Consider the following 12,473-nt stretch of genomic DNA (forward strand, 5'->3'; position numbering starts at 1 on the left):
TTACGCTGAGCGCAAGGCCGGCTTGATCGGCTCGGCCTTGCCCATCCTCTTGCGGCTGATGACGCAATTTCGTCCGGCGCGTTTGGCGGCATAGAGCGCCGCGTCTGCCTCGGTGAGCACGTTGTCGAGGCTGCTGCCGCTTGCCTCGCCAAAGCCGATGCCGCCGCTGACCGTGCTGCGCAATTTGCCAAGCTGGGTGGGGACGATTTCGGCGCCGAAAGCCACGCCGATCTTGCTGGCGAGATCGTAGGCTTTTTCATCCGTCATCCGCGACATGACGATTGCGAACTCCTCGCCGCCCAGGCGAAAGGCGTCGACGCCGGTCCTGGCATATCGCTTGATGACGGCGGCAAAGCGGCACAGGACCTGATCCCCTACCGGGTGACCATAGACATCGTTCGTCCGCTTGAAGTGGTCGAGGTCGAACATGACGATGGACATGAACGGACCGAAACTCCGTTCGCCGTAGAGCGACGTCAATGCCCGGCGGTTCAGCAACCCTGTCAGCGGGTCGGTCATGGTCTCGGCCTTGAGCTCGATCTGCGCCTGCAGATGATGGAGGGAGAGCGTCAATGCTCCGAGCCCGGTCATGCAGGCCACCGCCACGACGGAATTCAATCGTTCGGCCCAATTGTCGGGCGCAACCGCGAGCGTCCATTGCCCCTTGGTCAGCAGAACCACGCCGCAAAGCGCAAACGACATCGCGCAGGTGCCGCTCAGAAACGAAACCACCAGCAGGATGCGGCGATCGTGACTGCCGTTGATCCAGAACATGGCGCCGATCGCCGACAGCAGCGCCGTCACCGTGGTGTAGGTGATGATGAAACCAACGCCGTCAAAGCCCATAAAGGTCACGATGGCACAAATGGCCATGGCAGCAAGCGCCGGTGCAACGGCGCGCCTGTAGCCGGGCACGCCGAGATATTGCATGGCCGACAAGCAGAGGATCAGGAACCCCAGGCTGAGCAGCGCAAGCACGATCTGGCAAAGCAGCGGATCGGGATCCTTGGTGTACCGCCAGAACAGGATCACATGCGCGACGAGCACCAGAATTCCGCACGCCACCGTCAGCACGAAACCTGCCTTGGGTGCGGTGAACCAGATCGCAAACATGGTGACGCTGAGGCATATGCCCGACAGCGCGGCTGCGAGCAGGAGCGAACTGAAGTCCAGCATATCGGGCAAGGGCCTCTCGAGCGTCGGCGGTTGCGCTGCATTCTAGGTCAGCGGCTGCCCCAAATACGGATTTTCAGGCGATCCATCGATGCAACCTGCAGATAGGGTTTACAAAGCGTCGATGGCACGTGTCCCGAAACCGGACCATTGGACGCGAGATCAACCCTTGTTCAGGAGAGCGAGATTGGCGTTGACGACGGTGGGATCGGCCATGCCGGCCTTCGCTTCGAGCAGCAGCGCCTTGGCCTTCTTGCGATTGCCGCGCAACAGTTGCGAATAACCCATATTGTTGACGATCTGCGGCCTGCGACCGGCGACTTTCAGAAGCTGGCCGTAGGCACGGTCGGCGAAGTCGAAGCGGCCGAGTTCATCATAGGAAGCCGCGAGCCCCATCCAGGCCTCCGCATTGTCGGCCTTCAACTCGACGGCCTTGCGGAAGTGCTTTTCGGCGAGGCCGTAATTAGCGTCGCGAAACTGCGCCTTGCCTTGCGCCAGATCGGAGGTTTCGGTGTCTTTAGCCGCCGGTTGGATGGCGGTGGTCTTGGTGGTGTCGACGCCACTCGTCGAACAGCCAGACATCATCAAGACGGCCGCCATCATGGCCATTGCCGGGAAATTATTGTGACGCATGCCCCTGCCTCATCGCCCGATTTGCCGGGTCGTTCTTCAGGAAACACAATATATCAGCGGCGATTAAACTTCGGTGCCGAAACGCCGCCAAAATTCGGCTTCGGGCACACCAGCCATTAACCACCAGGCCGCGGTGCTTCAGTCGCAGCCAGCGGCGTCCTCACGGCTCCAGGGCTTTGAGCCCCGCAGGAGCCGTATACCGGCTGCCGTCATAGCGCAGCCGGTAGGTTTGGCTCACGGACTTGCCGGGATGGGACTGGCACTCGCCATCCTTGTCGGGCAACGGATTGTCGGTATCCATTCGCTCGACCACCGTTATGTCGTGGTAGCCATGATGTTTGGCCGGGCTCATCGCCAGGCTAACCCGACTGGTATGGAAGGATCCGGCGCAATTGGTATCACCCTCGCCGCCATTGCCGGCCACGACCAGGCCATCGAGCACCATCCTCAGGGAATCGCCATCGACGGCATAGAGCCGCAGGTCGGTTTCACTGAACGGATTAGGCAGCGAATTGTTTGCCATTTCGATGCGCAGGCCAAAGGCAGTAACATTGGGCGCCAGCGCATAGCGGCCGGTATCAAGCTCCACCTGGCGGATGGCGATGGCATCATCATTCATCAGCCCAGGCTGGAGCAGGCGCTGGCGCACCTGCCGGCTCTTCCTGTCGACAATCAAAAGCTCGATATCGCCGGCATGCGCGTAGTCGCTGGGTTGGGACCCGTCCATCAGCGGCACTGCGACCAACAGCAGGTCGTCATGGGCGGGCCAGATCTTGCAAACCAGCCCTGGCGGATCGCCATACGCGAATGTCAGGGCAATGCTGGTGTGGGGTTCGAGCGTGAACGAGGTGCCGTCGGCGCTCTTTCGAGCTTTGGGATAGGCCTGCTGCACCAAGGCGGCGGCATCGCCGCAATCGTCGGCCACGGCCCAGGCGGGCGACAGGCTGGCCGCGGCAAGGCCAAGGAAGAGGGTGCGCAGCAGCATGGACTTTCTCACCTGCAAAGCCGGGTTCGGTCAGAACAATGGTTTGTCAGCCCCTTGCTAGGGCTTTTGTGGAGCGCTCGCTAGTGCGCCGTCATTTTGACGATGACTGGAATGGCCGCGATCATCAGCACCACCGGCAGGATGCACACAACCACGGGCACCGACATCTTGGCAGGCAGAGCGTGCGCCTTTTCCTCGGCCAACGACATACGCTTATGGCGCATGTCGTCGGAGAAGACGCGCAGCGCCCCCGACAGGCTGGTGCCGAGTTCCTTGGACTGCTGCAGCAGCGTGGCGAAGGAACGCACCTCGTCCAGGCTGAGGCGATCGGCGAGCGCCTTCAGCGCATCGTCGAGGCTGCGCCCGGCCCTCAGTTCCAGCGACACCAGCTGCAGGTTCTGACTGAGCGCGGGATAAGTCTTGGCGAGTTCCTTGGAGACGCGCTCTATGCCTGCCTCCATGCTCATGCCGGCATCCGAGCAGACAATCATCAGGTCCATGAAATCGGGAAACCCGTTGCGGTACTCACGCCTGCGTTCCCGCACTTTCTGGCTCAGCACCAGGCCGGGCAGGAAATAACCGGCCGCACCCGACAGGATGACGAATGTCCAGCGGCTGGCCATCGTTGCGTCCGGACTGGCCATCCAGCGGTTGAGCACAAACACACCGATTGCCGTGCCGATCATCGCGGTGAACCGGATCAGGAAGAACGTACCGACAGCGCGCGGCTCCATGTAGCCCGCCTGGATAAGCTTCATGCGCAGCCGGGCGACATTTTCCGGATCGCTCCTGGCGTAGAATTCCTGCGCCCGCTTCACCGCCTTCTCGCGCACGATGCCGGTATTCTTCTTTTGCACCGGCTCCGGTTTGGCGGCCACGGGACCGTTGTCGACCCTGAGCCGGCGCATGACCTCGTTGCGATCGCCCTTCGCCATGACAACAGGCCAGGCAACAGCGGCAGCACCCACCGCCAGCAGCAGTATGGCCACCGGCATCAATGAGGTCGGCGCAAGCGAGGCGAGGAATCCGATGAAACCCTGCATGTCAGAACTTGAAATTCGACATCTTGAACATCATCAGATTGCCCAGCATCAGCCAGGTGATCGACGCGCCAAGCAGATACCAGGTCTTCGGCTCGCCCCAGACGTCGCTGTAGAAGCCCGGCATCAGTGCCATGATGGCGGCAAACAGCAACGCCGGCACGGCCGTCAGAATGTAGGCCGACATCCGGCCTTCTGTCGCAATGGCGCGCACCTTGCGGCGCAGCTTGCCGCGCTCGCGAATCGTCGTCGCCAGGCCGTCGAGGATCTCGCGCAGATTGCCGCCCGAACTGGTCTGGATCGAGACGGCGGTGACGAACAACGGCAGATCCTCCTGGCCGACCCGGTCGAACAGCGAGTTCAACGCCGAAACCAGATCGGATCCATAGGTCACTTCGTCGGCGATGACGCCGAACTCGCTGCCGATCGGGTCGGGCATCTCGCGCGCCACCATGGCGATCGCCACCGGCACCGGATGGCCGGCCTTCAGGCCACGCGTGATCAGTTCCAGCGCCTCCGGCAACTGCATGCCGAACCGCTTCAGCCGGCGCTTGCGCTTGAACCGCAGCGTCAGCACCGGCAATAGCGGCATGAGCACCACGAACAGGACGAACCCCATCAGCGGCGGCAAGCCGTACCAGATGGCGACCAAGGCCATCGCCATCGCCACGCCGCAGGTGATCATGAGGAATTTCGACAGCGGCATGATCATGCCCGACTGGGTTCGCAGCGCGCGAAACCGGTCCGCCGAAAACAGCGGCGTGCCCGCGTCAAGGCCGCGCTCCTTGCGCAGTTGGACAAGCACCTGCTCCTGGCTGATCTTGTTTTCCTGCAGCTTCATGCGCCGGTTGATGGCGGTGCGCTTGTCGCTGCGGCCGGCATAAAGCAGGTAGCAGGCCTCGGCGATCAGGATGCCGGTCAGCGCGGCCGCGGCATAGACGACATAGATCGCGCTCATTCCATCGAACACTTGGCTACTCCTGCGGCCGGCCGGGTTCGAAATATCGTCCGGGAAACTCGATGCCCATGGCGCGCAGGTCCTCGAGGAAGCGCGGCCGGATGCCGGTCGCCTCGTAGTGGCCCAGAATCTTGCCGTCGGCCTCCATGCCGGTGCGCACGAAGCGGAAGATCTCCTGCATCTGGATGACATCGCCTTCCATGCCGGTCACTTCGGCGACACTGGTCACCTTGCGCTTGCCGTCGGACAGGCGCGTCAGTTGGACGATCAGGTCGAGCGCGCTGGCGATCTGGCTGCGGATCGACTGCACCGTCATCGGCATGCCGGTCATGCCAAGCATCTGCTCGAGCCGCGAAATGGCGTCGCGCGGCGTGTTGGCATGGATGGTCGCCATCGACCCTTCGTGGCCGGTGTTCATTGCCTGCAGCATGTCGAAAGCCTCCTCGCCGCGGCACTCGCCGAGGATGACGCGGTCGGGGCGCATGCGCAGTGCGTTCTTGACCAGGTCGCGCTGCTTCAGCTCGCCATGGCCTTCGATGTTGGCCGGCCGCGTTTCCATGCGCGCGACATGCGGCTGCTGCAGCTGGAGCTCGGCCGCGTCCTCGATGGTGATCAGCCGCTCGTCTTCCGGAATGAAGGCCGACAGTGCATTGAGCATGGTCGTCTTGCCGGTGCCGGTGCCGCCCGAAATGATCGTCGTCTTGCGGGCATGCACGGCCGCCGCCAGCACTTCGGCCATGTTCTGGGTGATGGCGCCGAATTCGACCAGTTTATGCAGGCCGAGCTTGTTCTTGGAGAATTTGCGGATCGACACCAGCGGGCCGTCGACCGCAACCGGGCGGATGGCCGCGTTGAAGCGCGAGCCGTCCAGCATGCGGGCATCGACCATCGGCTGCGATTCGTCGACGCGGCGACCGACCGCGGCGACGATCTTGTTGACGATGCGCAGGAGATGCGCCTCGTCCTTGAACGGAATGTGGACCGGCTGCAGCTTGCCCTTCTTTTCGACAAAGCAGTTCATGTGGCCGTTGATCAGGATATCGTTGATGTCGGGATCCTTGAGCAGCGGCTCGAGCGGACCGAGGCCGACCATCTCGTCGACGATGTCGTCGACCAGCGCGTCAAGCTCGACGGTGTTGATCGCCATCCGCTCCTGCTTGGTCTTTTCCGAAACGAAGTCATGCACTTGCCGGCGCATCTCATCCTTCGGCAAACGCTCCAGCGCGACAAGATTGATCTCTTCGAGCAGCAGCCGGTGGATACGCACGCGCGCATCGAGCACCTTGTTGGCATTCTTTGCCAGCGCTGCTTCCGGCTTTGCCGGCAAAGCCTTTCGGCTGGTTGGTATGACGACGGCATGATGGGCGACCGGCGTCGTCTCAGGCGCGCGCTGCGGACGCGCATCGCGGTTCTGCAGGGTGGAGAAGCGGCTGGTCATCCGGCTTTCCTCTTCAGCAATCCACGGCCCATGCCAAACAGCGAGCGCGATTTCGCCCGGGTCGGGACCGCTTCTTCCGGCAGGATGATCTTCTTCAGATCGTTGACGACATTGGCGTTCGGATCGATCTCGTGCAGCGGTACGCCGCGATCGACTGCTTCGCGCACCAGCCGGTAGTTGTTGGCGATGCCGCCGACGAAATGCTCGCCAAGGATTTCCTGGACGTCCGCCTGCTTGATGCCGTTATCGAACATCTTCTGTTCGAAACGGTTGACGATGACGTTCGGCTTCACTTCCTTGCCGGCCGTCTCGTAGACCGCCTGGATCAGCCGCTGGGTGTGGCGCAGGCACGGCACCGTCATTTCCGCGACGATGTAGAGCTTGTTGGAACCGAGCAACACGGTCTCCGTCCATGGAAACCAGGTGCGGGGCATGTCGATGACGACATTGTCGAAATAGGCCGAAACGAGATCCAGCATGCGCACCACGACATCGGTCTTGAACGAGCGCATCTCGGCTGGATGCGCCGGCGCCGCCAGCACGCAAAGCCCGCTGGCATGCTTGGACAGCATCACGTCGAGCAGTTGGCGGTCGAGACGCTCGGGCTGGTTCTCGATCTCGGTGATGTCGAAACGCGGTTCGAGGTCGAGATATTCGGCACAGGCGCCCTGCTGGAAGTTGAGATCGACGACGCAGGTCGAGGCTCCGCGCGTCACCGAGTGATGCAGCTGGAAGGCGGTCTGCAGCGCCAGCGTCGTGGTGCCGACGCCGCCCGCCGCAGGCATGAAGGTATAGATTTGCGACTCGGTGTTTTCCTCGCGCCCGGGCCCTTGCAGCGCCCGTACCACGGAGCGCACCAGATCGGCCGTGGTGATCGGCTTGACCAGGAAATCCGCGACCTTGAGCTGCACGAGAATACGCACCGCGGCCGCGTTGAACTCCTGGGTGACGACGACGACCGGAACCTTGTCCTCCAGCCGACGCATGATGCGCTGCAGCGACTCGACCTCCTCCAGCCTTGCCGCATCCATGTCGATGATGATGGCGCCGAAGTCGGCTTCCTGGATCTCACCGCGCAACTCGGTAACGTTCTTCTCCACCGTCGAGAGCTGTATGATCTCGGAGGCGGAAAATGCGGTGCGCGTGTCCTGCGCAAACGTCCTGTCGGTCGATACGAGCAGGATCTTCCTGGTCTTGATGCCGTTTGCCATTCTGTCAGCCTGTCAGGTCGCCCGTTGACCAGTTGCCCGTTGAATCAGTTGCCTGTGGTCGACTGCGACGCCTTGGCACCGGCCGCCTGATCGGGTGTGACAGCCGCGGCACTGCCTCGTTGGGCCGGCACCAGGAGCCTGGTGTTCTGGACCCCGTATTTCCAGGGATCGACCATCTGCATGACGGTGTTGGCGGCCTGCGCATTGCCGGCGCCGGCCGTTGGCCCTTCGCTGCGCACATAGTCGTCGCTGGTGCAGCCGGCGGCAAAGCCGGCCAGCAGCAAGGCGACGCTCGATCCAAAGACCAGACGCATGGCTTCAATCCTTCGGCAGGTCGAGGAAATGCCCAGCCGAAGCGGCCGCTGCAGGTTGAGTGACGCGGCCGTCTGCCAGCGCCACGGTGCGACCGGCATCGGAATCCTTCACTTCCTCGGTGTTGTTGAGAAAATAGTCGGCATTGCTGGCCGGCTGCGTGCCATCTGTCGGCTCGACGAGCTTCTTCGACGGATCGACCGGCTTGACCAGATAGGGCGTTACGATGATGACGAGGTCGGTCTCGCGCCGCTGATAGGATTTCGACGAGAACAGCGCCCCAAGCACCGGCATCTTGCCGAGGCCGGGAATGCGCGACGTGGTGATGTCGTTTTGCGACTGCAGCAGTCCAGCGATCATGAAGCTCTGGCCGTTCTTCAGGTCGACCGACGTCCTGGCACGGCGCACGATGAAGCCAGGAACCGAGATCGTCCCGATATTGTAGGAGGCCGACGCGTCGATCGAGGAGACTTCCGGCGCGATATCAAGGCTGACCAGCCCGTCTTTCAGAACCGTAGGCGTGAAATCCAGGCTGACGCCGTATTTCTTGTAGCTGACCGAGATCTTGCCGTTGTCCTCCGAGACCGGGATCGGGAACTCGCCGCCGGCGAGGAAGCTCGCCGTCTGGCCGGACCGGGCGATCAGGTTCGGCTCGGCCAGTCGCCGCGCCAAGCCGCGCTCTTCCAGCGCCTTGATGGCGATATCGATCGATACGCCGTTCGATAGGAGACGACCGATGATCTCGCCAGTACCGGCCGTCGGCACTGTGCCCGGATCGATCGAGACGTCGCGGCCGCCAAGGCCATAGGCGAAATTGGCGGCGTATTTGGCACCCAGATCCTGGCCCGCCTGGCGGTTGATCTCGACAAAGCGGACGTTGAGCTGGACCTGTTGCGAAGATGAGATGTTGACCGAGTTGATCACCTCCTCGGCACCGGAAAAGCGCGTCGCGATCTTGTTTGCCTTTTCGGCGGCGACGGCATCGTCGGCCTCGCCCGACAGCACGACACGGCCATTGGCCGATCCGACCTTGATCCTGGCATCCGGCACGCTGGCGCGAATGGTGCTGGCCAGTTGGTCGGTGTCGAGCGTCACCTCGATGTCGACGGTGCCGACAAGCTGCTTTTTCTCATCGAACAGCGCAATCCCGGTGGTGCCGAGATTGTTGCCGAGCACATAGAAGGATTTGTCGGTCAGCGGATTGACGTTGGCGATCTCCGGATCGCCGATGACGATCTGGTAGAAGGCAGCACTGGTGATGATCGTCTTCGGCTTGCCCTTGGCAACCTTGATTGACGCATTCTTGGTCGACGACACGTAGACGACGTCGTTGTCAGCTCTCGCCGCCGAGGCGCCCAAGGCCAGCATCGCCGCAGCGGCCAGCGAAGACGCGACAGCCACGGCGCGCAAAACGCGCAACCGCGTCATGACCCGATATATGAACAGCCCGAACATTGTCCCGTCCCTCACCCAGTCCCCACTGGTTTATTTCTGGTCCCGCGAAGGAACCTGGTATTCCTCGGCCTTCGTGCCGCGCGTTACGATGACCGTCTTGAACTTCGGTTTCTCCGGCTCCTTGGTGACGGCGTCGAACACCGAGCCGGCCGCGGCCTGCACATTCGAGGCGACCGATCCGCCGAAGGAGGAGATGGTGGTGACGCCGTTCTTGCCGTCACCGCCTTCGCTGGCGGACCGAAGCGACAGCGAGAGCGTGCCGACGGTGCGGGCCAGCGCTACTTTCTGCGCGCCGTCCGTCGTCACCTCGATTGTCACCGAATTGGAGATCTGCGGCGTCGTCTGGCGCTCGTCGGCGCCCTGCCCGACGCTCAGCACCTTGGCATCGGCGACAACGATCTCGGAGGTGATGGTGGAACCGGCAGCGCCTTGCGCATTCTTGGCCACTTCCTGGATTTCGCCGGCATCGCGCGTCAGCACCACGTCAACGCGGTCACCGGGCGTGACGAAGCCGCCGACTCCGGCGATCTCGTCGGTGCGGATGGTGACCGCCCGCATTCCGGGCGTCATCATGTTGGAGAGCGTCGCGCGGCCATTCGGGCCGGACAGCTTGGTCAGCAGCACCGGTTCGTTGACCTCCATCGGCGACAGCACCACGCGAGTGCCGTCGGCGAGCAACGCATTGATGGTGGTGAAGGCGCCCTGCGGCACGGACTCTTGCGACCACGGGATTTCGCTGAGCTGCGCGCGGTCGAGCTCCATGCCGTAGCGCAACGGGGCATTCGCCACCACGATGGTCTTGAATTCGACCTTCGGCACGACAGGTGCCGGAATCGACGACGTCTTCTCTTCGGAATCGGCCTTGGCCTGGCTTTTGACCCAGAAATCCGCGGCAAAGATCGAGATCGCGCCGAAAACGGCGGCGATGCCGATCATCGATATGGCCTTGCCCCTCACGCCTAAACCCCTGATATCAGCAGTTTCTTATTTAGTTGGGCTCACGTTAGGCGGCATTGTTAAAGAATCAGGAATCCCGGGCGTTGGTATCGGATCTATTTCCGCCGGCTTGGTTATCGAATGGTTTTGGGGTAAGAGGGCCCAGATCCCCGAACGGAACAGGAACCTCGGTCGCTTGGCGCTGAAAAGCGTGGCAGTATCGCGAGGTGATTCGCAGCACCGGAACCTATGGCAGGCATGGACGACAGCAACGATCTCTTCGGCAATATGGACAAGCAGCCGCAGCCGGTGCGTACCGCTGCGCGCCCGGCGGATCCACTGGTGGTGCAAGCCACCAAGCGTCCTGCCTCGACCAAGGACGGCAGCGAGGGCTATAGCGCCGCCGACATCGAGGTGCTGGAAGGGCTGGAGCCGGTGCGCCGCCGGCCAGGCATGTATATCGGCGGTACCGACGACAAGGCGATGCACCATCTGTTCGCCGAGGTCATCGACAATTCGATGGACGAAGCGGTTGCCGGCCACGCCACCTTCATCGATGTCGAGCTTTCGGCCGACGGCTATCTCGCCGTGACGGACAATGGCCGCGGCATCCCGATCGATCCGCACCCGAAGTTCAAGAAGCCGGCGCTTGAAGTGATCATGACGACGCTGCATTCGGGCGGCAAGTTCGACTCCAAGGTTTACGAGACATCAGGCGGCCTGCATGGCGTCGGCGTGTCCGTGGTCAATGCGCTGTCGGACCATCTCGAGGTCGAGGTCGCGCGGGGACGGCAACTCTATCGGCAAAAATTCTCGCGCGGCGTTCCCGTGACCGGCCTGGAACAGTTGGGCGAGGTCCACAACCGGCGCGGCACAAAGATCCGCTTCCACCCCGACGAGCAGATTTTCGGCAAGGGCGCGGCGTTCGAACCGGCGCGGCTCTACCGTATGACGCGCTCGAAAGCCTATCTGTTCGGCGGCGTCGAAATCCGCTGGACCTGCGATCCGTCGCTGATCAAGGAAAAAGACCAGACACCGGCCAAGGCGGAATTCCATTTTCCCGGCGGCCTGAAGGACTATCTCAAGGCATCGCTCGGCGACGACTTCCAGGTGACGCGCGAGATTTTCGCCGGCAAGAGCGAGAAACAGGGCGGCCATGGCTCGCTCGAATGGGCGGTGACCTGGTTCGGCGGCGACGGCTTCATCAATTCCTACTGCAACACCATCCCGACCGGCGAAGGCGGCACCCACGAGGCCGGCTTCCGGAACGTTCTGACGCGGGGCCTGCGCGCCTATGCCGACCTCGTCGGCAACAAGCGCGCCTCGATCGTCACCTCGGAAGACGTCATGATCTCGGCAGCGGGCATGCTGTCGGTGTTCATCCGCGAGCCGGAATTCGTCGGCCAGACCAAGGACAGGCTGGCGACGATCGAGGCAATTCGAATTGTCGAGACCGCGATCCGCGATCCGTTCGACCATTGGCTGGCCGACAATCCGCAGGAAGCCTCGAAGCTGCTCGAATGGGTGATCACACGCGCCGACGAGCGGGTGCGCCGGCGCCAGGAAAAAGAGGTGTCGCGCAAAAGCGCGGTGCGCAAGCTGCGGCTGCCGGGCAAGCTCGCCGATTGCACGCAGAATGCCGCGGCCGGTGCAGAACTGTTCATCGTCGAAGGCGACTCGGCCGGCGGCTCGGCCAAGCAGGCGCGCGACCGCGCCAGCCAGGCCGTGCTGCCATTGCGCGGCAAAATCCTCAACGTCGCCAGCGCCGGCAACGATAAGCTGGCGGCCAACCAACAGATTTCGGACCTGATCCAGGCGCTCGGCTGCGGTACGCGTTCGAAGTACCGCGATGAGGATCTGCGCTACGACCGCGTGATCATCATGACCGACGCCGATGTCGACGGCGCCCATATCGCCTCGCTGCTGATCACCTTCTTCTACCAGGAGATGCCGGCGCTGGTGCGTGGCGGCCATCTCTATCTCGCCGTGCCGCCGCTTTACTCGATCAGGCAAGGCGGCAAGGTCGCCTATGCCCGAGACGACGCCCACAAGGACGAGCTCCTGCGCACCGAATTCACCGGGCGCGGCAAGGTGGAACTGGGCCGCTTCAAGGGTCTGGGCGAGATGATGGCCGCCCAGCTCAAGGAAACCACCATGGATCCGAGGAAGCGAACGCTGCTCAGGATCGATGTAATCGACGCCGAGACGGCGACCAAGGACGCCGTCGATGCGTTGATGGGCACGAAGCCGGAGGCCCGCTTCCGCTTCATCCAGGAACGCGCCGAATTCGCCGAGACGGAAGTGCTGGATATCTAGCCGCCAGCCGGTCCAT

11 protein-coding genes are annotated in these 12,473 nt (G+C 62.7%); 1 reads left to right on the plus strand and 10 read right to left on the minus strand.

The features are described 5' to 3' along the window. From AC0NIL_RS21115 to cpaB, 10 genes are all read right to left on the minus strand, one after another. Positions 1–1,176 carry a GGDEF domain-containing protein gene (locus AC0NIL_RS21115; protein ID WP_027162566.1) on the minus strand — a complete coding sequence of 392 codons (1,176 nt, stop codon included), beginning with the start codon at positions 1,174–1,176 and terminating at the stop codon, positions 1–3. A 159-nt stretch (positions 1,177–1,335) separates the two neighbouring features. Further along, positions 1,336–1,806, minus strand: a complete 471-nt coding sequence (locus tag AC0NIL_RS21120; protein ID WP_027162567.1) for a hypothetical protein — start codon at positions 1,804–1,806, stop codon at positions 1,336–1,338. A gap of 160 nt (positions 1,807–1,966) precedes the next feature. Beyond that, on the minus strand, positions 1,967–2,791 hold the full coding sequence (locus AC0NIL_RS21125; protein ID WP_027162568.1) for a PA3715 family protein: 825 nt from the start codon (positions 2,789–2,791) through the stop codon (positions 1,967–1,969). An 80-nt stretch (positions 2,792–2,871) separates the two neighbouring features. After that, positions 2,872–3,834: a type II secretion system F family protein gene (locus AC0NIL_RS21130; protein ID WP_224619381.1), complete on the minus strand. Its 963-nt coding sequence runs from the start codon at positions 3,832–3,834 to the stop codon at positions 2,872–2,874. Position 3,835: 1 nt separating this feature from the next. Further along, positions 3,836–4,801, minus strand: a complete 966-nt coding sequence (locus tag AC0NIL_RS21135; protein WP_013531959.1) for a type II secretion system F family protein — start codon at positions 4,799–4,801, stop codon at positions 3,836–3,838. Positions 4,802–4,805: 4 nt separating this feature from the next. After that, complete coding sequence (locus AC0NIL_RS21140) at positions 4,806–6,227, minus strand: CpaF family protein (RefSeq protein WP_013531960.1); 1,422 nt, start codon at positions 6,225–6,227, stop codon at positions 4,806–4,808. Beyond that, positions 6,224–7,438, minus strand: a complete 1,215-nt coding sequence (locus tag AC0NIL_RS21145) for a CpaE/TadZ family protein (RefSeq protein ID WP_473573785.1) — start codon at positions 7,436–7,438, stop codon at positions 6,224–6,226. The genes AC0NIL_RS21140 and AC0NIL_RS21145 overlap by 4 nt, the downstream gene beginning before the upstream one ends. A gap of 44 nt (positions 7,439–7,482) precedes the next feature. Next, positions 7,483–7,752: a hypothetical protein gene (locus tag AC0NIL_RS21150; protein ID WP_013531962.1), complete on the minus strand. Its 270-nt coding sequence runs from the start codon at positions 7,750–7,752 to the stop codon at positions 7,483–7,485. A 4-nt stretch (positions 7,753–7,756) separates the two neighbouring features. Continuing rightward, positions 7,757–9,205, minus strand: coding sequence for a type II and III secretion system protein family protein (locus AC0NIL_RS21155; RefSeq protein WP_013531963.1), 1,449 nt, complete (start codon positions 9,203–9,205; stop codon positions 7,757–7,759). A gap of 30 nt (positions 9,206–9,235) precedes the next feature. Further along, entirely contained in the window at positions 9,236–10,162 is a 927-nt protein-coding gene (gene cpaB / locus AC0NIL_RS21160) for a Flp pilus assembly protein CpaB (protein ID WP_473573786.1), read from the minus strand. 237 nt (positions 10,163–10,399) lie between these two features. On the opposite strand from cpaB, the gene parE reads away from it, so the two are divergent. Then, positions 10,400–12,457, plus strand: coding sequence for a DNA topoisomerase IV subunit B (gene parE, locus AC0NIL_RS21165; protein WP_473573787.1), 2,058 nt, complete (start codon positions 10,400–10,402; stop codon positions 12,455–12,457). Positions 12,458–12,473: the final 16 nt, after the last annotated feature.

It is taken from the genome of Mesorhizobium sp. WSM1343 (genome assembly GCF_055901535.1).

Coding starts and splice junctions, on each gene's coding strand:
- AC0NIL_RS21115 (WP_027162566.1), bottom strand. CDS start 1,176: ATGCTGGACTTCAGTTCGCTCCTGCTCGCAGCCGCGCTGTCGGGCATA.
- AC0NIL_RS21120 (WP_027162567.1), bottom strand. CDS start 1,806: ATGCGTCACAATAATTTCCCGGCAATGGCCATGATGGCGGCCGTCTTG.
- AC0NIL_RS21125 (WP_027162568.1), bottom strand. CDS start 2,791: ATGCTGCTGCGCACCCTCTTCCTTGGCCTTGCCGCGGCCAGCCTGTCG.
- AC0NIL_RS21130 (WP_224619381.1), bottom strand. CDS start 3,834: ATGCAGGGTTTCATCGGATTCCTCGCCTCGCTTGCGCCGACCTCATTG.
- AC0NIL_RS21140 (WP_013531960.1), bottom strand. CDS start 6,227: ATGACCAGCCGCTTCTCCACCCTGCAGAACCGCGATGCGCGTCCGCAG.
- AC0NIL_RS21145 (WP_473573785.1), bottom strand. CDS start 7,438: ATGGCAAACGGCATCAAGACCAGGAAGATCCTGCTCGTATCGACCGAC.
- AC0NIL_RS21150 (WP_013531962.1), bottom strand. CDS start 7,752: ATGCGTCTGGTCTTTGGATCGAGCGTCGCCTTGCTGCTGGCCGGCTTT.
- AC0NIL_RS21155 (WP_013531963.1), bottom strand. CDS start 9,205: ATGTTCGGGCTGTTCATATATCGGGTCATGACGCGGTTGCGCGTTTTG.
- parE (WP_473573787.1), top strand. CDS start 10,400: ATGGACGACAGCAACGATCTCTTCGGCAATATGGACAAGCAGCCGCAG.